At 62.3% G+C, this 21,236-nt stretch carries 17 protein-coding genes; 8 read left to right on the plus strand and 9 right to left on the minus strand.

The genetic code is table 11. The features are described from left to right. Positions 1–20: 20 nt before the first annotated feature. The 6 genes from groL to ACIPZC_RS14550 all read left to right on the plus strand — a co-directional run bounded on the left by groL (position 21) and on the right by ACIPZC_RS14550 (position 5,529). Positions 21–1,661, plus strand: a complete 1,641-nt coding sequence (gene groL, locus ACIPZC_RS14525) for a chaperonin GroEL (RefSeq protein ID WP_241804739.1) — start codon at positions 21–23, stop codon at positions 1,659–1,661. Between the two features lie 164 nt (positions 1,662–1,825). Continuing rightward, on the plus strand, positions 1,826–2,509 hold the full coding sequence (colR, locus tag ACIPZC_RS14530) for a two-component system response regulator ColR (protein ID WP_003255215.1): 684 nt from the start codon (positions 1,826–1,828) through the stop codon (positions 2,507–2,509). After that, complete coding sequence (locus ACIPZC_RS14535; protein ID WP_241804740.1) at positions 2,499–3,809, plus strand: HAMP domain-containing sensor histidine kinase; 1,311 nt, start codon at positions 2,499–2,501, stop codon at positions 3,807–3,809. Before colR ends, ACIPZC_RS14535 begins: the two co-directional genes overlap by 11 nt. A gap of 107 nt (positions 3,810–3,916) precedes the next feature. Next, complete coding sequence (locus ACIPZC_RS14540; protein WP_400627651.1) at positions 3,917–4,597, plus strand: class I SAM-dependent methyltransferase; 681 nt, start codon at positions 3,917–3,919, stop codon at positions 4,595–4,597. Between the two features lie 6 nt (positions 4,598–4,603). Continuing rightward, on the plus strand, positions 4,604–5,302 hold the full coding sequence (locus tag ACIPZC_RS14545) for a lipopolysaccharide kinase InaA family protein (protein ID WP_241804742.1): 699 nt from the start codon (positions 4,604–4,606) through the stop codon (positions 5,300–5,302). Next, positions 5,302–5,529, plus strand: coding sequence for a hypothetical protein (locus ACIPZC_RS14550; protein ID WP_400627653.1), 228 nt, complete (start codon positions 5,302–5,304; stop codon positions 5,527–5,529). The genes ACIPZC_RS14545 and ACIPZC_RS14550 overlap by 1 nt, the downstream gene beginning before the upstream one ends. Positions 5,530–5,591: 62 nt before the next feature. Here ACIPZC_RS14550 and ACIPZC_RS14555 read toward each other — a convergent pair whose 3' ends face one another. The 9 genes from ACIPZC_RS14555 to ACIPZC_RS14595 form a co-directional block, all read right to left on the minus strand. After that, a complete protein-coding gene (locus ACIPZC_RS14555) occupies positions 5,592–8,636 on the minus strand; it encodes a multidrug efflux RND transporter permease subunit (RefSeq protein WP_400627655.1) in 3,045 nt (1,014 codons plus the stop codon). A 13-nt stretch (positions 8,637–8,649) separates the two neighbouring features. Beyond that, positions 8,650–9,798 carry an efflux RND transporter periplasmic adaptor subunit gene (locus tag ACIPZC_RS14560; protein WP_400627657.1) on the minus strand — a complete coding sequence of 383 codons (1,149 nt, stop codon included), beginning with the start codon at positions 9,796–9,798 and terminating at the stop codon, positions 8,650–8,652. A 156-nt stretch (positions 9,799–9,954) separates the two neighbouring features. Then, positions 9,955–11,052, minus strand: coding sequence for a DUF1513 domain-containing protein (locus tag ACIPZC_RS14565; RefSeq protein WP_400627659.1), 1,098 nt, complete (start codon positions 11,050–11,052; stop codon positions 9,955–9,957). Positions 11,053–11,054: 2 nt separating this feature from the next. After that, complete coding sequence (locus tag ACIPZC_RS14570) at positions 11,055–12,119, minus strand: imelysin family protein (RefSeq protein WP_241804747.1); 1,065 nt, start codon at positions 12,117–12,119, stop codon at positions 11,055–11,057. An 18-nt stretch (positions 12,120–12,137) separates the two neighbouring features. Beyond that, a complete protein-coding gene (locus ACIPZC_RS14575; protein WP_400627661.1) occupies positions 12,138–13,565 on the minus strand; it encodes a di-heme oxidoredictase family protein in 1,428 nt (475 codons plus the stop codon). Between the two features lie 276 nt (positions 13,566–13,841). After that, complete coding sequence (locus ACIPZC_RS14580; protein WP_400627663.1) at positions 13,842–15,176, minus strand: imelysin family protein; 1,335 nt, start codon at positions 15,174–15,176, stop codon at positions 13,842–13,844. A gap of 147 nt (positions 15,177–15,323) precedes the next feature. Beyond that, entirely contained in the window at positions 15,324–17,375 is a 2,052-nt protein-coding gene (locus tag ACIPZC_RS14585; protein ID WP_400627665.1) for a putative bifunctional diguanylate cyclase/phosphodiesterase, read from the minus strand. Between the two features lie 269 nt (positions 17,376–17,644). Further along, on the minus strand, positions 17,645–18,241 hold the full coding sequence (locus ACIPZC_RS14590; protein WP_003255187.1) for a superoxide dismutase: 597 nt from the start codon (positions 18,239–18,241) through the stop codon (positions 17,645–17,647). A 327-nt stretch (positions 18,242–18,568) separates the two neighbouring features. Beyond that, complete coding sequence (locus ACIPZC_RS14595) at positions 18,569–19,168, minus strand: LysE/ArgO family amino acid transporter (protein WP_241804751.1); 600 nt, start codon at positions 19,166–19,168, stop codon at positions 18,569–18,571. A gap of 90 nt (positions 19,169–19,258) precedes the next feature. On the opposite strand from ACIPZC_RS14595, the gene ACIPZC_RS14600 reads away from it, so the two are divergent. Together ACIPZC_RS14600 and ACIPZC_RS14605 are read left to right on the plus strand one after the other, a co-directional pair. Further along, positions 19,259–20,149 (plus strand): LysR family transcriptional regulator ArgP, encoded by an 891-nt coding sequence (locus tag ACIPZC_RS14600; protein ID WP_241804752.1) that lies wholly within the window; start codon positions 19,259–19,261, stop codon positions 20,147–20,149. 46 nt (positions 20,150–20,195) lie between these two features. Beyond that, positions 20,196–21,191: an NAD-dependent epimerase/dehydratase family protein gene (locus ACIPZC_RS14605; protein ID WP_400627668.1), complete on the plus strand. Its 996-nt coding sequence runs from the start codon at positions 20,196–20,198 to the stop codon at positions 21,189–21,191. Positions 21,192–21,236: the final 45 nt, after the last annotated feature.

The following is a 21,236-nucleotide window of genomic DNA, read 5'->3' on the forward strand; positions in this document are numbered from 1 at the left end:
ATTTCAAGGATTAAACGATCATGGCTGCTAAAGACGTAAAATTCGGCGATTCCGCCCGTAAAAAAATGCTCGTTGGTGTCAACGTTCTGGCTGACGCGGTAAAAGCGACCCTGGGCCCGAAAGGCCGCAACGTCGTCCTGGCCAAGAGCTTCGGCGCGCCGACCATCACCAAGGACGGCGTTTCCGTCGCCAAAGAGATCGAGCTCAAAGACGCTTTCGAGAACATGGGCGCCCAGCTGGTCAAGGAAGTCGCTTCCAAGGCCAACGATGCTGCCGGTGACGGCACCACCACTGCGACCGTTCTGGCTCAGGCCATCGTCAACGAAGGCCTGAAGGCCGTCGCTGCCGGCATGAACCCGATGGACCTCAAGCGCGGTATCGACAAGGCTACCGCTGCAGTCGTCGCCGAGCTGAAAAACCTGTCCAAGCCATGCGCCGACTCCAAGGCCATCGCTCAGGTAGGCACCATCTCCGCCAACTCCGACAACTCCATCGGTGAAATCATCGCCGAAGCCATGGAAAAAGTCGGCAAAGAAGGCGTGATCACCGTTGAAGAAGGCTCGGGCCTGGAAAACGAACTGTCCGTCGTAGAAGGCATGCAGTTCGACCGTGGCTACCTGTCGCCATACTTCGTCAACAAGCCAGACACCATGGTTGCCGAGCTGGAAAGCCCGCTGCTGCTGCTGGTCGACAAGAAAATCTCCAACATCCGTGAGCTGCTGCCAGTGCTGGAAGCCGTTGCCAAGGCCGGCCGCCCACTGCTGATCGTTGCTGAAGACGTCGAAGGCGAAGCCCTGGCTACCCTGGTCGTCAACAACATGCGCGGTATCGTCAAGGTTGCCGCAGTCAAGGCACCTGGCTTCGGCGACCGCCGCAAGGCCATGCTGCAGGACATCGCCGTCCTGACCGGCGGCCAGGTCATTTCCGAAGAAATCGGCCTGACCCTGGAAACCACCACCCTGGAGCACCTGGGTAACGCCAAGCGCGTCATCCTGTCCAAGGAAAACACCACCATCATCGACGGTGCTGGCGTTGACGGCGACATCGAAGCACGCGTCAAGCAGATCCGTGCCCAGATCGAGGAAACGTCTTCGGACTACGACCGTGAGAAGCTGCAAGAGCGTCTGGCCAAGCTGGCTGGCGGTGTTGCCGTGATCAAGGTCGGTGCTGGCACCGAAGTTGAAATGAAAGAGAAGAAAGCCCGCGTTGAAGACGCCCTGCACGCTACCCGTGCAGCCGTCGAAGAAGGCGTGGTGCCTGGCGGTGGTGTTGCCCTGGTTCGCGCCCTGGCTGCCATTGTCGACCTCAAAGGCGACAACGAAGACCAGAACGTCGGTATCGCTCTGCTGCGTCGCGCTGTTGAAGCGCCGCTGCGCCAGATCACTGCCAACGCCGGCGACGAGCCAAGCGTTGTGGCCGACAAGGTCAAGCAAGGTTCGGGTAACTACGGCTACAACGCTGCTACCGGCGAATACGGCGACATGATCGAGATGGGTATCCTTGACCCAGCCAAGGTCACCCGTTCGGCCCTGCAAGCAGCTGCTTCGATCGGCGGTCTGATGATCACCACCGAAGCCATGGTTGCCGACCTGCCGGAAGACAAGCCAGCTGGCGGCATGCCAGACATGGGCGGCATGGGCGGTATGGGCGGCATGATGTAAGCCAGCCTTACCCCTGTAACAGGAAAAGCCCCGGTTCGTGAGAATCGGGGCTTTTTCGTTTGCGGCAACTTCGCTGAATATGCACCAGCACTGGCACTGCCCGGTCGATGGCCTTAAGCTGCGCCTGCCGCGCACCACAGCGAAGCGCCGCACAGGAGAACCCGATGCGAATTCTTTTGGTTGAAGACAACCGCGATATCCTTGCCAACCTGGCTGATTATCTGGGCATGAAGGGCTACACCGTCGACTGCGCCCAGGACGGCCTGTCAGGTCTGCACCTTGCAGCCACCGAGCACTACGACCTGATCGTGCTCGATATCATGCTACCTGGTATCGACGGTTACACCCTGTGCAAGCGCCTGCGCGAGGATGCCCGTCGCGATACGCCGGTGATCATGCTGACCGCCCGCGACCAGCTCGATGACCGCCTGCAGGGCTTCCGCTCCGGCGCCGACGATTACCTGCTCAAACCGTTCGCCCTGTCCGAGCTCGCCGCGCGCATCGAAGCCGTGCTGCGCCGCGCCCAGGGCGGCGGGCGACGCACCTTGCAGGTTGCCGACCTGAGCTACGACCTTGATACCCTCGAAGTCACGCGCCAAGGGCGCTTGCTCAAGCTCAACCCTGTCGGCCTCAAGCTGCTCGCGGTGCTGATGCAGAAAAGCCCCCACGTGTTGCGCCGTGAGGTACTGGAAGAGGCGTTGTGGGGTGATGATTGCCCCGACAGCGACAGCTTGCGCAGCCACGTACACCAACTGCGGCAAGTGATCGACAAACCCTTCGAAAAGCCGTTGCTGCATACCGTCCATGGCGTCGGCTATCGCCTGGCCGAGGGTCGCGATGGAGTTTAAGCAAAGCCTGGCGCAGCGCATCATCATCGCGTTCGCGCTGATGAGCGCGCTGGTGGCGGGGGCGTTCGCCTTCGGTATCGTCGCCACGGTGCATCTGGTTGAAGAACGCTTGATCTCCTCGGTGCTGGGCGGCGACTTGCAGCGCCTGCTGCGCATGGACAGCATCAGTGACTGGAGCCATCGGCCGCGCCCCGACCAGCTGTTCTACTTCAGCGGTGGGCGAGATGACTTCGAGCTGCCGAAAGACTTGCGCCACCTTGATGCAGGCTTTCATGAGGTATTCCGCGACCAGCTTTCCTACCACGCAATGGTGGAAATCGTAGACGGCCGACGTTATGTACTGCTGCAGGATCAGAGCGATTTCGAAGAGCGCGAACGGGTGCTGTTCGCTGTCGTCGTGGTGGGCTTCGTGCTCAGCCTGGTCCTGGCAGTGTTCCTCGGCTGGCTGCTGGCGCGGCGTGTAATGGCACCGGTGATCCGCCTGGCGCGGCAAGTGCGCCATCGTGATCAACTGCTTGGCCTGGCACCGCCCCTGGCGCCTGACTACGCCGCCGATGAAGTCGGCCAGCTGGCCGCGGCCTTCGACGATACGCTTGGTCGTTTACGCGATGCACTGACACGCGAACGTCTGTTCACTAGCGACGTTAGCCATGAATTGCGCACGCCACTGATGGTTCTGGCCACTTCCTGTGAGCTGCTGATCGAAAACCCCAATCTGGACAGCCGTTCACGCAGCCAGGTCGAGCGCATCGCCCGTGCCACCGAAGAAATGCGTGAGTTGGTCAAAACTTTCCTGATGCTCGCCCGTGCCCAGCGCGACCAGGGTGCCGTGGCCTCCCAAGCGACGCTGCGCGAAGTGGCCGACGATTTGATCGGCGTGTGGCGCGACACCATCGAGCAGAAGGGGCTGACGCTGTACTTCGATGGCCGCGTCAGTGCCGGCCCGCTGCTGTACAACGCGACGTTCCTGCAGTCGGTGATGGGCAACCTCTTGCGCAACGCGGCGCACTACACCGACAGTGGCTACATTCGCCTGAGCCTTGAAGCCAACGGGTTCAGCGTCGAAGACAGCGGTGTCGGCATTCCGGAGGAGCAGCGTGAAGCGATGTTCAAACCCTTCGTGCGGGGTGATGAACGGCGCGGTGAGGGTCTGGGCCTTGGCTTATCGCTGGTCCAGCGGATCTGCGACGATCAGGGATGGCACGTTACGCTGACCTCAACCGCACCCCATGGCTGCCGCTTTCAGGTGGACTTGAGCCAGAGCGCTGAGAAGTCCGATCCGCTGAAGCCTTGCGAGTGAATCGCTGGGCTATATTCCTTTAGGGATAACACTTTTTTCACATTGGAATGACCTGTTTCCTACGCAGTGTTACTTAAGGTGCGTGCAATGGAGCCAGGAGATGCCCAATGCGTAGCCCTATCAAACTCGAGTTTTCCAAGAAGTACGACCAGCAACATGCCCGGGAGTACTTTTTAAAGCACCAAGATGGTCTGGCACGTCGCCTTTCCCATAAGCGCGACGAGCAATTGGCCCGTCGCGCCTTGGCGCTGGCCGGAGAGCCGGGGTTGGTGCTGGACTTGCCTTGCGGCGCGGGCCGTTTCTGGCCGCTGCTGGCCGAAAAACCCAACAGGGTGATCATCGGTGCCGACAATTCCGAAGCAATGATCGAGACAGCCTGTGCGGCACAACCGCCAGAGGTGGTGGCGCGGGTACGGCCTTTGCAAACATCAGCGTTCGCCACCGACTTGCCGGACAACTCGGTCGATAGCATTTTCTGCATGCGCTTGTTTCACCACATCGGCGAGGCGGCCCACAGGAAAGCGATTTTGTCGGAGTTTCAAAGGGTTAGCCGCGACAGCGTAATCCTGTCATTGTGGGTGGATGGAAACTTCAAGGCCTGGCGGCGGCAGAAGCTCGAGCACAAGCGCAGTGCCAACGCCGAGCCGGGCAGCTACCAGAACCGTTTCGTGTTACCGGCAGAGACAGTCGAAGAAGAATTCAAAGCCGCCGGTTTCAGAATCCAGGAACGCCTGGATTTCCTGCCGTTCTATGCCATGTGGCGGGTCTATGTATTGCGTAAGGGGTAGTGTTTGATGGCTGTAGCCCAAAGCGGGGAATCCCGCTTCGATTATTACTGGCGTCAGCAAGGCGAATGGGTCGAGGAACCGAACCAGCGCCGTGGTGGTGAAAGTGGCGTGCAACGCCTTAACGATGCCGATGGCAACTTGCTGTATGCCAAGCGCCAGGTCGGGCACATCTACCGCAGCCTGCTGCACCCGTTCGGCAGGCCGACGGTGCTGCGTGAGCTTGACGCGCTGAACAGCTTCGAACAGCTGGGCGTGCGTGTGCCGCGTATCGTGTTTTGCGGAGCCGAGCGCGATGCTGACCATCAATGGCGTGCGCTGCTGGTGAGCGAGGCGCTCGATGGTTTCATCGAGCTCGATGCCTGGCATGCCCAAGGTGCCCGCGAGCGTTACCCGCACGTGGTGCATGAGCGCATGCTCAAAGAGTTGGCCGACAACCTGGCCCGCATGCACCTGGGCCATTGGCAACATGGTTGCCTGTACGGCAAGCACGTGTTCGTCAAGGTGATCGGCGAGGGTGAACAAAGCCGCGTTGAAGTGGCGCTGCTCGATCTGGAGAAGTGCCGCCGCCGCATCAGCTGCCAGCGCGCAGCGGCCAATGATCTGCGCCAGCTGCGCCGCCATTCGTCGCTCAATGACGCGGAATGGCAATCCTTGCTCTACTTTTACGAGATGGCGTTTGGCAGCGCTGTCAAAGGGTTAGGGTAATGAAACTAGAAATCGCTCGAGCTTTGTTTCTGATAGCCGGCCTGGCTGTTACCACGGTGGCGGTTGCTGCCTGGGAAGAGCCGCGGCCCAAGGTGTTCAGCAAGGCTGAACTGGCAGAACAATGCCCGTTGCCGCAGGCAGTGAAACAGCAGGTCCATGCCCAGCCGGACCAGGATCTGCTGTTGTTTCTGTTCGGGCTTCGGCAGGGCTTGCGGCCGGCAGGCTGAGCCAGGTTCGAGCATCGCAGGCCTCGCTAGTGCGGGGCCTTTGCTTTTCTGCGTTGCCCCGGTCAGGCGACCACAGGTTGTTTGACCGCAGACTTGTGCGCCAGCAGGGTGTAGATAGCCGGCAGCACGAACAAGGTAAACAACGTCCCGATCGACATCCCCGTCGCAATCACAGTACCAATGTCGAAGCGGCTCACGGCCCCGGCGCCCGTCGCCAGAATCAGCGGCACCATGCCAAATACCATCGCCGCGGTGGTCATCAGCACCGGGCGTAGGCGAATGGCCGCAGCTTCCTCGATCGCCTCCCTTGCGCTCAGGCCCTTTTCCTCGCGCAACTGGTTGGCGAATTCGACGATCAGGATACCGTGCTTGCTGATCAGGCCGATCAGTGTCACCAGCCCGACCTGGGTGTAGATGTTCATGCTGGAGATACCCAGGAACAGCGGCAACAGCGCCCCGCAGATCGACAGCGGTACCGTCACCAGAATCACCAGTGGGTCGCGGAAGCTTTCAAACTGCGCCGCCAGCACCAGGAAGATGATCGCCAGGGCCAGGCCGAAGGTCACCCACAGCGCGCTGCCTTCCTGTATGTACTGGCGTGCTGCACCTGCATAGTCGAAGGAGAACCCTTCCGGCGCCTGCTCGGCAGCAATGTCCCGTACCGTCTGCAAGGCTTCGCCGATGCTGACCAACGGCACACCCTGGATGATCGCCGAATTCAATTGCTGGAACTGGTTGAGCTGGCGCGGACGCGCCCGGTCACTCAGGGTGATCAAGGTCGACAGTGGCAGCAGTTGGCCCTGGTCGTTCTTGACGTAGTAGTTGTTAAGCCAGCCGGGATTGTCGCGGTAGGGGCGTTCGACCTGGGCGATGACTTTATAGCTGCGGCCTTCGAGGGTGAACCGGTTGATTTCCCCCTCGCCCAGCAAGGTCGCCAACGTGCCACCAAGGACGTCCATGGATACCCCCATCTGCGCAGCCTTGGCACGGTCGATGTCGACTACCACCTCGGGCTTGTCGAACGCCAGGTCGATGTCGAGGAAGGCAAATTTGCCCGATGCCTGGGCGCGTTCCTTGATCCGTTGAGCGACCTCCAGCAGCGTCTGGTAATCGCCAGCGGTATTGATGACGAACTGGAACGGCAGGCCCTCGCCGGTCCCAGGCAGTGACGGCAGATTGAAACCGAAGATCTGCAGGCCGCTGATGTTGTCGAGTTTGGCCTGTACCAGGGGCAGCAACTCCATCTGCGTGCGGTCGCGCTCGTTCCAGGGTTTGAGCAGAAAACCACCGATGCCGCTCTGCACACCGTTGAAGCCGTTGATCTGGAACGACGAGTAGTATTCGGGGAAGGCTTTGAACAGTGGGGTGAACTGGTCAGTGTAGGCATTGAGGTAGTCGAGGTTGGCCGGTTGTGGTGAGCTACTGATCATGAAGATCACCCCCTGATCCTCGTTCGGTGCCAGTTCGTTCTGGGTGAACTTGAGCAGCACCGGGATCAGGCACAGGATGATCACCGCGAACACCAGCACCACCGGGCGGCTGTCCAGCGTGGTGTGCAGCAGGCGCTGATAACGGCCCTTGATTCGCTCGAACAGCACGTCAAGGCGATTGGCCAGGCCGCTGGCATTCTGTTCCCGACGCAGCAGCAAGGCACACATCATCGGCGACAGGGTCAGGGCGACGACACCGGAGATGATCACCGCCCCAGCCAGGGTCAGGGCGAACTCCTTGAACAAGGCACCGGTGAGCCCGGTCAGGAAGCCGATCGGTGCATACACTGCGGCCAGGGTGATGGTCATCGACACCACTGGCATGGCGATTTCCCGCGCACCCTCCAGCGCCGCGTCCAGCGGTGACTTGCCTTCCTCCATGTGCCGGTGGATGTTTTCCACCACGACGATGGCATCGTCCACCACCAGGCCGATGGCCAATACCATTGCCAGCAGGGTCAGCAGGTTGAGCGAATAGCCCATCATCTGCATGAAAAACAACACCCCGATCATCGACAGTGGGATGGTCACCACCGGGATCAGTACCGAGCGCAGTGCGCCGAGGAACAAAAACACCACCACGATGACGATCAGCACCGCTTCGCCAAGGGTCTTGACCACTTCGTCGATCGAGGCCTGGATGAACAGCGTGGCGTCATAGGCAATCGACCCCTTGAGCGTGGACGGCAACTGGCTTTCCAGCTCCGGCATGATGCGGCGTACTTCCTTGATCACCTCCAGCGGGTTGGCGGCCGGGGTGGCCTTGATGCCGATGTACACCGAAGGCGTGCCATCGAACGAGCTGACCGTGTCGTAATTTTCCGCTCCCATCTCCACCCGTGCCACATCACCGAGCAAGACCCGGCTGTCGCCTGAGGTCTTGAGCGGCAATGCGGCGAAAGCCTCGGCCGACTTCAGTTCGGTGTTGGCGTTGATGCTGGTGACCACGTATTCGCCCTTCACCTCACCCGCGGCGGCGAGAAAGTTGTAGCGGCGTACGGCGCTGGTCACGTCAGTGGCGGCAAGGCCGAAGGCTGCCAGCTTGACCGGGTCGATCCAGATGCGCATGGCGAACACCTGGTTGCCGAGGATTTCGGCCTCGGCCATGCCCGGCAAGGTTGCAAGTTTCGGCTGGATGACCCGTGACAGGTAGTCGGTGATCTGCGGGTTGCTCATTTCCTTGCTGTAGAAGCTGATGTACATCAGGGCCGAGGCATCTGCGGCTTCTTTGCTCAGTACCGGGTCTTCTGCGTCTTGCGGCAACTGGTTGCGCACTTCGTTGGCCTTGGCCAGCAACTCGGTGAACAGGCGGTCGCTGTCGGCACCGATACGCGCATAGATGGAGATGATCGAGAAGTTTTGCCGGCTCACCGAGGTCATGTAGTCGATGCCCTCGGCGCTGGCCAGGCTCTGCTGCAGCGGTTGGGTGATGTAGCCCTGAATGGTCTCTGCGTTGGCGCCGGGGTAGGCCGTGGTCACCGTGATCAGGGCATTTTCCATTTGCGGGTACTGGCGGATCTGCAGCGTGTTCCAAGCCTGAAAACCCAACAGCAGGATCAGCAGGCTGACCACGCTGGCCAGCACCGGGCGGCGGATGAACGGGTCGGTGAACGCCATGCCTGCCTCCTGGTCAGTCCGCGCGCGGGGCGCCTTGTTGGGGATCGAGGGCTGCGTCCTGGCCGATACGGATGGCCGCGCCAGGGCTCAGTTTGAGCTGCCCGGCGGTGACCACCTGTTCGCCCGCGGCGAGCCCTTTGCTGATCACCACCACGCCGTCGCGCCGCTCGCCGGTCTGCACACTGCGTTGTTCGGCGCTGAGCCGCGGCTGGCCGCTATCGTCGCGCTCGGGGTTACCGTCCTTGTCTTTCTTGGGCGCGACGACATACACGGAATTGCCATACAGCGTGTAGGTAATGGCGCTTTCCGGTACCACGATCTGTGGGCGCGGGTCAGGCAGGAGCACCAGCAGGTTGGCGAACATGCCCGGCAGCAGCTTGCCATCCGGGTTGGCCATGGTCGCGCGCACCAGCAGGTTGCGCGTGCTCTCATCGACCTTGGGGTTGATGGCGCTGAGGCTGGCAGAGAAGGTCTGGCCAGGGTAGGCGGCCACCTGCACCTGTACTTGCTGGCCCAGGCTCAGTTGGGGCAGTGCCTGCTCCGGTACGTTGAAGTCGACGTACAGGCTGGAAAGGTCCTGCAGGGTAGCGATCACAGAACCCGCCGCCAGGTAGTCACCGACATCCACTTGGCGGATGCCGATCGTGCCGCTGAACGGGGCGCTGATGCTTTTCTTGGTTTTCGAGGCCTTGAGCTGGTCGACCACCGCCTGGTTGCGCCGGTATTGGGCGGTGAGGCGATCATATTCGCCCCGAGAGATGGCTGAATCGCCCACCAGCTGGCTGCCGCGGCCGAAGTCCACTTTGGCCAGGCCCAGGTCCGCCTGGGCAGTGCCCAGCAGTGCGGTCTCCTGATCGTCATTGAGCTTGAGCAGCAGTTGCCCAGCCTTGACCTTCTGGCCGGAGTCGAAATGCAGGGATTGGACGATGCCTTCCACCTCAAGGCTCAGCTCGACTCCCTGCAGGGCCTTGAGGCTGCCCACGGCGGGCAGGCGCTGCTGCCACTGGCGCTGCTCGGCCATGGCCGCCGCCACGGTGATGGGGGGCTTGGGGGCAGTGAACATCTGGATCTGCTGGTAGATCGAGAAGGCCTTGTAGCCCCCCAGGGCCAGCACGATCAGCAGAACGACGGCCAACATGATGAGCATGCGGCGGCGCAGCATAAGTCCGTTTCCTTGGATGCGAGGTTGTTATTGGTTTTGACACGACAACGGGCAGTCCTGCCCACGTGCGGATGGGAGAAGTATTGACTGTTTTTTGAGTGACGGGGAAATGGTTTGCGACCCCGCGCCTGACGGGGCCGCGCGAACCTGGGTGAATCAGGCCAGGTGCAGGTGGTTGTCCCAGAACCCGGAGGGCAAATCCATCGGCTGGCCGATCGGTTCCTGCTTGCGGCAATCATAGTACCGGCAACGTCCCTGCCCGGAAGTGACGACGAAACCATCCTTCACCGCCCCGACCCCGGCACAGTCCGGCATCGGCGCATCCAGCCTGACCGCGCCACTGTCCAGGTCCCAGACGAACAGGCGGTTGGCCCGCGGCGCCGTCAGCGCCACCAGGCGCAGGTCGCTGTGGATCGCTACGCTGGCCGTGTACTGAGCCATGGCTTGCAGCTGGTGCTCGGGTACCGGGAACGCCTTGAACGGCTCGCCCGGGCGCTTGATGGCCAGCAGCTCGGCGGTTTCATCGGCATCGCCCATGAACTGCTGGCAGGCGGCGATGGTGCCATCACTGCCCACTGCCAGATGGCGCACGCTGTTCATTTGCTGGGCCAGCGTTTCCTTGCTCAGCAAGGTGCCGTCGCGCTGCATCAATACCAGGCTTGGCTCCATTGCGTTGAGGTTCATCTCGACCCGGCTTTCGGCCTCGGTACGAATCCCGCCATTGGCCACGATCAGCGTCTCGCCATCTGGCAGCCATGCCACTTCATGCGGGCCGATGCCGTGGGTGGGGATCTCGCCGCTATGGACCAGGCGTTCACCTTCGAAACGGTACACGCCCAGCAGGCCACGCCCGGGGTCGGTCGTGTCATTCTCGGTGGCGTACAGCCATTCGCCGCTTTCATGAATCACGGCGTGGCCGTAAAAGTGCCGGTCAGGGCGCGACGAGACGGTCTGCAACAAGCGCCCGTCGCGCAGGTCGATCAGGTAGCTTTCGGTGCCGGGGCGGCGCGCGACGAACAGGGCGATCGGCAGTTGCGGATGGTTGATGATGGCATGGCAGCGCTGGGCCACCTGGGTGCTGAACACCTGGGTACCGTCCAGGCGGAACCCGACGGCATAGTGCTTGCCGTCGCCATCGTCACGCGCCGACAGCAGCAAAGGATCGCTGCCTTTGTTGCGCATCAGACTCCAGCCCCCCAAGGTCAGGGCGCTGAGTAGAACGCTACCGATTTTGAGTGCCTGGCGTCGCAGCATGATCAGTCACCGTCGTTGGCATTGAAGCCCAGCTGGATGTTCAACGCCTTGGCCAGTTCGCCTTCGTGCAGGCGGTGAACGACGTTGAGGCTGTCGTAGATCTGGTTGAGGCGTTGCATGCCATCGTCGTCTGCCAGCAACTCGCCCAGGGGTTTCTGGTTGTCGGCCAGCAGTTTGAGCGAAGTAGCGTAAGCGTCGTCGATCTTTTGCGCCAGGGCTTTCTGGTCGCTGCCCAGCAAGCTGCGCAGGCCCTGGTTGTCGACCCCGACCCAGACTGCCTGAGCGGCCTTGAGGCTGGCTTCCAGGCTTTTGAGCGAGGCGTGGCTGCGCCAGGCTTCGGCCTGCAGGGGCTGCGCAATGCCTTTGCTCTGGCGACCCATCGGTGCACCGAGCTTCTTCTTCAGGGTATCCAGCGCAGTCACCTGTGCACGCAGCAGGTCGGCGATCGCCTCGTGCGAGTCGGCATAGCGCTGGTTGGGGAACTTGGTCATTTGCGAGAGCATGCCGTCGGTGCTGTTCCAGCCTTTGAGGATCTCTTCGGCCAAGGCCTTCTGGTGCTCACCGATGGCGACCAGCAGCGGGCAGTAGCGGGCTTTCTGTTCGGCGGTGGCGACATCCGGCTTGCTGTCGAACAGGATGTATTCGTAGGCCGACAGGCCGCGGACCACGACGCTGGACTTGCCCAGGGTCTGGGCGTCGATCGGCTTGTCGCCATTGACCAACTGCTCGACCTGGCGACCGACCAGGTTCTTCTTGTCGGGCCAGAACTGCACCTGCCAGGCGCGGTTGCCCTCGGCCAGCGGGCCGACCAGCAGTGGCTGCAACTCGGCCCAGGCTTTTTGCGCGTTGAGGAAGTCGGCGCGAGCGCTGTCCAGGCTTTCTTTGCCTTCGCAGTAGGCCAAGGCACTGGCGGCCAGTTGGCGGTCGGCTTCGACCCAGCGGCTGTAGGTCGGCAGGATCACCTGCTTGGCGATAGCGGCCGAAGCCACGGCCTGCGGGTCCTGCGGCGAGCAGGCGCCCAGAGCGAGTGCGGCGAGGCTGGTGAACAACAGTTTGGGTCGGAACATGCCCGGCTCCTTGCGCTTTTAAAGTGAGTTCAGGAAAGCCAGCAACGCAGCGCGCTGCTCGGCATTGAAGGTCAACACATGATCGCGTGCGGCCTGCGCTTCGCCGCCGTGCCAGAGCACGGCCTCGAGCAGGTTGCGGGCGCGGCCGTCATGCAGGTACTGGGTGTGGCCACTGACCACTGGGTTGAGGCCGATGCCCCACAGGGGTGGGGTCCGCCAGTCTTGGCCGTTGGCGGTAAATTCGGTGCGGTCGTCGGCAAGGCCCGGGCCCATGTCGTGCAGCAGCAGGTCGCTGTAGGGGCGAATCACTTGCCCGGCCAGCTCTGGTTCGCTGGCGTCGGCGGCCGTGGTGAACTGCGGGGTGTGGCAACCCTGGCAGCCGGCCTGGTAGAACAGGTTCTTGCCGGCCAGCACTTGCGGGGCGCCGACGTCGCGCCGGGCTGGCACGCCCAGGTTGCGGGTGTAAAAGGTGACCAGGCGCAGGATGTTGTCGCTGACTTCTTTTTCACCGTTGGCGCCATCGCCATTGGGCGCTGCAAGGCAATCGCGCTGCGCCGGGGTACAGTCGTCCCGGGGCTGCAGGGTGCTGGTCAAACCCATGTCACCCGCAAAGGCGTGCACGTTCTGCTGGTTGACGTTCGGCTGCCCGGCCTTCCAGCCAAAGCGGCCGACCACCGTCTTGCCCAGGGCGTCGTCCCACACCCGGTTGGCCCGGCCGCGAATACCGTCGCGGTTGCGATCGTCGGGGTCTTCGTTGGCCAGAATCTGAGCTTGCGGGATGGCTTCGAGCAGCCCCAGGCCGATCATGGGCGGTGCCACGCGTGCCGAGAACCGGGTGTCAGGGTGCATCGGCCCATAGCCGAGCTGGGTGATGTGCAGGGTAGGACGACGCAGTTCGACCTGGTGGCCGTCCCTGAAGGTGACCGTCTGATGGTCGTAAGTCACGCGCACCTTGCCTTCCGGGGCCACGCCTGGGTTGGCCATGTCCTGCAACTGGGTGCCATAGACCGGCTCTGGAACCACGCCCAGGCGCTCGATTTCTTTTGCCAGGTAAGGCTGGTCGGGGATCGACAGGCGCACGAGCATCGACACTGCGTTGCTGTCGCCAGGCTCTGGCGGATGGCCACGGCCATCGCGTACGTGGCAGTTCTGGCAGGCGTTGGTGTTGAACAGTGGCCCCAGGCCGTCGCGTGCAGTGGTGGTGGACGGGGCGATCACCCAGGGGTTGCGGAAGAAACTGTTGCCTACGGCAAAGTCCAGGCGCCGCTCGGGCGACAGGTTGGCCGAGGGCAGGGAAAAGGCATTGCGGTCGTTGCGCTGGACAGTCGCCTGGCCACCTGACAGCGCTTCGCCTGGCTCTGCCTGGGTGAAACGCGGGGCGTCATCACAGGCGGCGAGGGCGAGGGCCAGCAGCAAAGGGGAGAGTCGGGACAGCGACAAGGACATGCAAAATCCTGGGCGTGGGCGAAAAAGCGGCGTGCAAGCTTAGCAGGCTGAGGTTTTTTGAATAAGAGGAATTTGCAATTGCTGGATGAAACAGCTGTCATTTTTGTCGGCCCCATCGCCGGCAAGCCAGGTCCTCAGGTACCACGCAGCATTCAAGCACTGCGTGGTCGCCGTTGGAGCTGGCTTGCCGGTGAAGGGGGCTGCCTGGCAGCCCTGATAGCGCTCAATGACTGGCATTAGCCAGATGGCCGCGCCAAGTTGCCTGGCAATGCCGAATCAGAATTCGTGATCGGCAGTGTCCGGGTTCAGGTTGGCAATGCCCAGCTTGCCCGCAGCCTGCTCGATCGCACCGGTCTGCTTGACCAGCGAGGCAATGGCGTCACGCACGACCTGGTTGCCGGCAGCGTTGTCGGCAGCGATCAGTTGGTCGTAGTGCTCGCCTTTGAGCGCGTGGTCGACGATGACCTGAAGCTTGGCCTCGGTCGCTTCCAGGTCGGCCTTGAGGGTAGCGTCGGCGGCCGGGTCGGCCTTGGCCACGAGCGACGACAGGCTTGGGCCGGTCAGCTTGGTGCCGTCGGTGCGGCTGTACTCGCCCAGGTAGACATTGCGGATGCCCTTGGCGTCGTAGAAGTGCGAGTAGTGGGTGTTGTCACTGAAACAGTCCTGCTCGTCTTCCGGCGAGTTGGCTTCCAGCGAGACCTTCATGCGCTCGCCAGCCAGTTCGCCCAGCGACAGGCTGCCCATGCCGAACAGCATCTTGCGCAGGCCGTCTGTGGCAGGCTCGGCTTCCAGCGTGGCGCGGTAGTTGTCGGCGACGTTCGGCGCCCAGTTGCCGACCATTTCTTCGAGGTCCTTGACCAGCAGCTCGGTGACCGCCTTCAGGTAGGCGCGGCGACGCTCGTTGTGGCCACCGGTGGCGCCTTCACCTTCGAGGTAGTCGGAAGCAGGGCGGTTGCCTGCGCCCGGGCCGGTGCCGTTGAGGTCCTGGCCCCAGAGCAGGAATTCGATGGCGTGGTAGCCCGTGGCGACGTTGGCTTCGGAGCCGCCCAGTTCGTTCAGGCTGGCCAGCTTCTCAGGGGTGATGTCCTTGACATCGACCTTCTCCTCGCCGACCTGGATCTCGGTATTGGCGATGATGTTGGCGCTTGCAGCCGGGTTGCCCAGCGCATGTTCGTAGCTCGTGTCGACGTAGTCGATCAGGCCTTCGTCAAGCGGCCAGGCGTTCACCTGGCCTTCCCAGTCGTCGATGATGGTGTTGCCGAAGCGGAAGGCTTCGCTCTGCAGGTACGGTACGCGTGCTGCAGCCCAGGCTTCTTTGGCCGCTTTGAGGGTGTCGTCGTTGGGCTTGGCGAGGAAGGCATCGATGGCGGTCTGCAGGGACTTGGCGGTGCTCAGCGAGTCGCTGTAAACGGCGTAGACCATCTCGGTGTAATGCTTGACCACGGCCTTGCCGGCCGCTTCGTCGACAGCAGCCGGAGCCGCGGCGGCGGTGCTTGCAGCAGGTGCCGCAGCTTGCGGGGCGGCGGCCTTCTCGTCCTTGCTTTCACCGCAACCGGCGAGAGCGATGGCGATGGCCAGCAGACTGGCGGTGGCCAGAGGCTTACGAATCATTGTTGGTTTCCCTGCGTCGTGTGGTTGGACAGTGCGCCGTGGCACGTAAAACGACAACATCATGCGAAAGATTTGCATTTGCTGTAAAGGGGTGGTGGCGCAATTAGGCAAATGCCGGCAACGCGCTGGAGCCAGCAGGGGCAGGGGTTATAACGCAGAAACCTGATTGCGCTGGGCCTGGCGCAGGAAACTGGTCAGCTCGCGTGCCGACAGTGGCTTGCTGTAGTGATAGCCCTGACCTTCATGGCAGCCTTGGGCGATGATGTAGGCTTCCTGCTCGGACGTCTCCACGCCCTCGGCGATCACCTGCATGCCCAGGCTTTTGCCCAACTGGATGATTGCCCGAACGATGGTGGCATCGTCATCGTCGTCGAGCAGGTCCTGGACGAAGCTCTTGTCGATCTTGATCTTGTCCAGGGGCAGCGACTTGAGATAGCTGAGCGACGAGTAACCGGTGCCGAAGTCGTCAATGGCGATCATCGCACCGGAGCGACGCAGGCTGAGCAGATGCTGGGCGGCGGTGCTGATGTCTTCCATCAGGCCGGTTTCGGTCACTTCCAGCTCCAGGCTGCGCGGTGGCAGGCGGTAAGCCTGCAGCAGATTGTTGACCACGCGTGGAAGTTCGCTGTGATGCAGTTGCACGGTGGACAGGTTGACTGCCATGCGCAGTTCGCTGAAGCCCAGGTCGTGCCATTCACGCAGTTGCCTGCAGGCCTGGTCGAGTACCCACTCGCCGATGGCGATGATGTTGCCGTTCTGTTCGGCCAGCGGGATGAACTGGTCCGGCGGGACCATGCCCAGTTCAGGGTGCTGCCAGCGCAGCAAGGCTTCGACGCCGACCACGCGGTGGTCGCGGTAGCTGATCTGCGGTTGGTAAACAAGGAACAACTGGTTGCGCGACAACGCCTCGCGCAGGTCCTTTTCCAATTCACGGCGCCGGCGCATCTCGCTGTCGACGCTGGCGATGTAGAACTGGTAGCGGTTGCGCGAGCGGGCCTTGGCCAACGTCATGGTCTGCTCGGCCTTTTGCAGCAGCTTCTCGGTGCTGTCGCCGTCTTCAGGGAACAGGGTGATGCCGATGGTGGCGCGCAGGCGAATCTGCTGGTGGTCCAGGTCGAATGGCGCTTCCAGGTCGTCGAGGATGCTCTGCGCCAGTTCTGCGGCCTCGTAGGGCTGTTCGATATTGGCCTGCACCAGGGCGAACTGGTCGCCACCCAGGCGCGCCAGCGCCCCCAGGCGGCCACTGTGGGCGCGCAGGCGGTCAGCCAGGGCGAGCAGCAATTGGTCGCCGACCTGATAGCTGAACTGCTCGTTTATGCCTTTGAAGTCGTCCAGGCCTACGCACAGTACGGCAACGCGATGCTGCAGGCGGGAGCCGTCTGTAAGGATCTTGTCGAGCTGTGCCTGGAGTTGCTGGCGGTTCGGCAGCCCGGTCAGGAAGTCGTATTGGGCCATGCGTTGCAGGCTGTTTTCGGCTTCGTGGCGCAGATGGGTATTGCGCTCGATCGAGGCCAGCAGCTGGTTGGCTGTATTGACCCAGATGCCCAGTTCGTTTTTTTCATGGCCTTTGAGCAGCGGAATCTGATGCTGGCTGGGGCGGTCAGGGTTGATCTGGGTGAGGTGCTCGATGATTTCCGACAGCGGCTTGGTCAGCAGCCAGTGGTAGACCAGGTACAGCACCAGGCCCATGGCGAGGGCGCGCAGCACGCCGGAAATGAAGATGATGATGGCGTTGAGCAGGAAACCTTCACCGTAGGCGGCAGTGTCCAGGGTGATGCTCAGGTCACCGTAGTACTCGCTGTAGGGGCCGCGGCCGACCAATTGCGTGGTGTAGGTGCGTTCCTGGCCAAGCAACAGGTCGGTCAACCAGCGTACTGGCGAGTCCTGCAGCGGGCGGGACTTTTCGGCGAGCATGGTTTCATTGGGGTGGCCGATGGAAGCCTGGCGCACGGAATTGTCTTGGAAGAGGCCTTCCATGACCTGCATGCCCATTTCCCGGTCGAGGCTGTAGACCGCCTGGGTCGACGGGTCACGGAACATGTCGAGGATGCGATGGGCGTCGTTGTCGACGGTCTGGCGGGTCTTGTAGGTGTCATACACGATCTGCGCGCAGCTGAGAACGACACCGACCGCCAGCGCCGAAAGGAGCACGACCCTGAGCAACTTGACCGATAAGCTGTTCCGCAATTCCAGCTTCAATGGGGTTTCCTTAATCCATGCAATGGCATCATTTTGCCATTAACCTTGGCAATACACTATCGGCCGGTGGGCTGCCCTTAGCAGTGTATCGGTTGCCTGACCCTGCAACTTGAGTGCGCTGTTGCGAACTTCCAGACGTTTGATGTTAGCGCGCTATGCGGGGTGAGCAAGAGCCGCTGGGAAAACTGTTGATGGGCAGGCTGGGATGCCGGCGCCGGCCATAAAAAAACCCGGCGCATGGCCGGGTTTCTTGGTCAAGGCGCTGGCAATCAGGCCTTGAAGGTCTTGCCTTCGAACTGTTCGGCAACGAAGGCCCAGTTGACCAGGTTCCAGAATGCCTCGACGTACTTCGGACGCAGGTTGCGGTAGTCGATGTAGTAGGCGTGTTCCCAGACGTCGCAGGTCAGCAGCGGGGTGTCGCCGCTGGTCAGCGGGCAGCCGGCACCGATGGTGCTGGCCAGGGCCAGGGAGCCGTCGGCTTTCTTGACCAGCCAGCCCCAGCCGGAGCCGAAGGTGCCAACCGAGGTCTTGGTGAACTCTTCCTTGAACTTGTCGAAGGAGCCGAATGCGGCGTTGATGGCGTCAGCCAGTGCACCGGTAGGCTGGCCACCGCCGTTTGGCGACAGGCAGTTCCAGTAGAAGGTGTGGTTCCAGACTTGAGCGGCGTTGTTGAAGATGCCGCCCGAAGAGCTCTTGACGATCTCTTCCAGGGTCTTGCCTTCGAATTCGGTGCCTGGGACCAGGTTGTTCAGGTTCACGACGTAGGTGTTGTGGTGCTTGTCGTGGTGATACTCCAGGGTTTCCTTGGAGATGTGCGGCTGCAGGGCATCGTGGGCGTACGGCAGCGGCGGCAATTCAAAAGCCATGGTGGATCTCCTGATTCAGGTCTAGTTCGCGGTTTGCGCAAGGCCGATCACGGGCGGCCCTATGTGCGTCGGCGAGTTTGTACTCTTTGCGACGCAAGGGCTGGATCATAGCACCAGCCCCGGCGCATAACCACGCAACAAAGATAGGGAATAGAGGTTCCAGAGCGGTTGCCCGCCGCCGACGGGTGGCGCCCCGGGGCAGGAGAGCTGCAAGCTTCAAGCTTCAAGCTGCAAGTAGAAGCGGACCGCGTACAGTCTTGCCGCTTGCCGCTTGCCGCTTGCCGCTTGCCGCTTGAAGCTTGCAGCTTGCAGCTTGCAGCTTGCAGCTCAAGAAAAGACCAGTTGCGCCGCCACGGCGAACATCATTACCGCCACCATCAGGTCGAGCATACGCCAGGTCGCCGGGCGGGCCAGCCAGGGCGCCAGCCATGCAGCACCGATCGCCAGGGTCGAGAACCACAGCAGCGAAGCGCTGGCGGCGCCTGCCACATACGCGCCGGGTACGGTCTGCTGGGCGCCCAGCGAGCCGATCAGCAACACCGTGTCCAGGTACACATGTGGGTTCAGCAGGGTCACGGCCAATGCGCTGAGCAGCACCGCACGCCGCGAACGCATGCCTTGGCCTTGCTGATGCTGCAGGCTCTGCTTGGAACAGGCGCTACGCAGCGCTTTGGCGCCGTACCAGAGCAGGAACACCGCGCCACCCCAACGTGCGACCGCCAACAGCGTCGGATTGTGTGCCAGCACCGTCGCCAGTCCGAATACCCCGGCGGCGACCAGCAGAGCGTCGCAGACGATGCACAGTGCTGCCACCGGCAGGTGATGCTCACGGCGCAGGCTCTGCGCCAGGACGAAGGCGTTCTGGGCGCCGATGGCCATGATCAGGCCGAGGGCCACCAGCATGCCGTTCAGATAGCTTTGCCACATGGCAGATACTCCAAAGAAGATGCTGGCTATTGTGGCGATCGACCCTGTATAAGAAAAACAAATCATGCTGATCCGTCATTAGGGAAATCGATGTTCGACTACAAGCTGCTGGCCGCCCTCGCGGCCGTGATCGAGCAAGGTGGTTTCGAACGTGCAGCGCAGGTACTGGGGCTGTCGCAATCGGCTATCTCACAGCGCATCAAACTGCTCGAGGCGCGGGTTGGCCAGCCGGTGCTGGTGCGCGCCGCGCCACCGAGCCCGACGGAGGTCGGGCGCCAGTTGCTCAACCATGTGCAGCAGGTGCGGCTGCTCGAACGTGACCTGCAGCGCCAGGTACCGGCACTGGATGAGGAAGGCATGCCAGAGCGTCTGCGCATTGCGCTCAACGCGGATAGCCTGGCGACCTGGTGGGCAGGCGCGGTGGGTTCGTTCTGCGCCGAGCAGCAGGTACTTACCGACCTTGTGGTGGAAGACCAGGAAGTCGGCCTCAAGCGCATGCGTGCCGGGGAAGTGGCAGCCTGCCTGTGCGGCAGCGAGCGGCCGGTGGCGGGCGCGCGCAGCATGCCGCTGGGCGCCATGCGCTACCGGGCGCTGGCCAGCCCGGCATTCATGGCGCGCTATTTCCCTGGGGGCTTCGAGGCCCGGCGGCTGGCCCGCACGCCGGCGATCGTGTACGGCCCGGACGATTTTCTGCAGCACCGATACCTCGCTTCTCTAGGTATCGAGGATGGCTTCCTGCACCACCTTTGCCCCTCGTCCGAAGGCTTCCTGCGCATGACCGAAGCCGGCCTGGGTTGGGGCCTGGTGCCAGAGTTGCAGGCCCGCGAACAGTTGAAAAGCGGGCAACTGGTGGAAATATCTACCGATACCCCCATCGATGTGCCGCTGTACTGGCATCATTGGCGCAATGGCGGGCAACTGCTCGCGCAACTGACCGAACACCTGCGCCACACAGCACAGCATTGGCTGGTGCCGTTGTAGTGGCGGCCGGCGTCTGTTGCATCTGAAATCTGAGGCGGAGTGTTACATGCGAATTCTGGTCACTGGCGCGAGCGGCTTCATCGGCGGGCGCTTTGCGCGCTTTGCCTTGGAGCAAGGCCTGGATGTGCGGGTCAGCGGCCGCCGCGCCGAAGGCGTCGAGCACCTGGTCAAGCGTGGTGCGCAGTTCATCCCTGGCGACCTCGGTGACGCCGAACTGGCCCGGCGCCTGTGCCAGGGCGTCGAGGCGGTGGTGCATTGCGCCGGGGCGGTGGGCACCTGGGGGCGCTATCAGGATTTTTACCAGGGCAATGTGGTGGTCACCGAGAATGTGGTCGAAGGCTGCCTGAAGGAGCACGTCCGTCGCCTCGTGCACCTGTCGTCGCCGTCGATCTACTTCAATGGCCGCTCGCGCCTGGATATCCGCGAAGACCAGGTGCCGCGTCGTTTTCACCACCCCTACGCGCAGACCAAATACCTTGGCGAGCAAAAGGTCTTCGGCGCCCAGGAGTTCGGGCTCGAAGTGCTGGCGCTGCGCCCGCGTTTCGTGACCGGCGCCGGTGACGCCAGTATTTTCCCGCGGCTGATGCAGATGCAGCGCAAGGGCCGCGTGGCGATCATCGGCAACGGCCTGAACAAAGTCGATTTCACCAGCGTGCACAACCTCAACGAGGCATTGCTGGGCGCGCTGTTCGCCGATGATCGCGCCTTAGGGCAGGCCTACAACATCAGTAATGGCCAACCGTTACCCTTGTGGGATGTGATCAATTACGTCATGCGCCAGATGCAGTTGCCCCAGGTGACCCGTTATCGCGCCTATGGCCTGGCCTACAGTATGGCGGCGCTCAACGAAGCCGCTTGCATGCTCTGGCCCGGGCGACCCGAGCCCACCCTCACGCGCCTGGGGATGCAGGTGATGAACCGCGATTTCACGCTGGATATCAGCCGCGCCCGGCAGTACCTGGATTATCAACCCAAGGTCAGCCTGTGGACGGCGCTGGATGAATTCTGCGCGTGGTGGAAGCACCAGCCTTTTGCTCAGTGAACCAGGCGCCTGGATGATGGTCATCAGTGCGCCGCTTGAGCGGTT

This window comes from Pseudomonas sp. NPDC089743, assembly GCF_044748785.1.
Taxonomy (GTDB): Bacteria; Pseudomonadota; Gammaproteobacteria; order Pseudomonadales; family Pseudomonadaceae; genus Aquipseudomonas; species Aquipseudomonas putida_X.

Bases quoted from the DNA above. Each gene is read 5' to 3' on its own strand.
- groL (WP_241804739.1), top strand. From the start codon at position 21: ATGGCTGCTAAAGACGTAAAATTCGGCGATTCCGCCCGTAAAAAAATG.
- colR (WP_003255215.1), top strand. From the start codon at position 1,826: ATGCGAATTCTTTTGGTTGAAGACAACCGCGATATCCTTGCCAACCTG.
- ACIPZC_RS14535 (WP_241804740.1), top strand. From the start codon at position 2,499: ATGGAGTTTAAGCAAAGCCTGGCGCAGCGCATCATCATCGCGTTCGCG.
- ACIPZC_RS14540 (WP_400627651.1), top strand. From the start codon at position 3,917: ATGCGTAGCCCTATCAAACTCGAGTTTTCCAAGAAGTACGACCAGCAA.
- ACIPZC_RS14545 (WP_241804742.1), top strand. From the start codon at position 4,604: ATGGCTGTAGCCCAAAGCGGGGAATCCCGCTTCGATTATTACTGGCGT.
- ACIPZC_RS14550 (WP_400627653.1), top strand. From the start codon at position 5,302: ATGAAACTAGAAATCGCTCGAGCTTTGTTTCTGATAGCCGGCCTGGCT.
- ACIPZC_RS14555 (WP_400627655.1), bottom strand. From the start codon at position 8,636: ATGGCGTTCACCGACCCGTTCATCCGCCGCCCGGTGCTGGCCAGCGTG.
- ACIPZC_RS14560 (WP_400627657.1), bottom strand. From the start codon at position 9,798: ATGCTGCGCCGCCGCATGCTCATCATGTTGGCCGTCGTTCTGCTGATC.
- ACIPZC_RS14565 (WP_400627659.1), bottom strand. From the start codon at position 11,052: ATGCTGCGACGCCAGGCACTCAAAATCGGTAGCGTTCTACTCAGCGCC.
- ACIPZC_RS14570 (WP_241804747.1), bottom strand. From the start codon at position 12,119: ATGTTCCGACCCAAACTGTTGTTCACCAGCCTCGCCGCACTCGCTCTG.
- ACIPZC_RS14575 (WP_400627661.1), bottom strand. From the start codon at position 13,565: ATGTCCTTGTCGCTGTCCCGACTCTCCCCTTTGCTGCTGGCCCTCGCC.
- ACIPZC_RS14580 (WP_400627663.1), bottom strand. From the start codon at position 15,176: ATGATTCGTAAGCCTCTGGCCACCGCCAGTCTGCTGGCCATCGCCATC.
- ACIPZC_RS14590 (WP_003255187.1), bottom strand. From the start codon at position 18,241: ATGGCTTTTGAATTGCCGCCGCTGCCGTACGCCCACGATGCCCTGCAG.
- ACIPZC_RS14595 (WP_241804751.1), bottom strand. From the start codon at position 19,168: ATGTGGCAAAGCTATCTGAACGGCATGCTGGTGGCCCTCGGCCTGATC.
- ACIPZC_RS14600 (WP_241804752.1), top strand. From the start codon at position 19,259: ATGTTCGACTACAAGCTGCTGGCCGCCCTCGCGGCCGTGATCGAGCAA.
- ACIPZC_RS14605 (WP_400627668.1), top strand. From the start codon at position 20,196: ATGCGAATTCTGGTCACTGGCGCGAGCGGCTTCATCGGCGGGCGCTTT.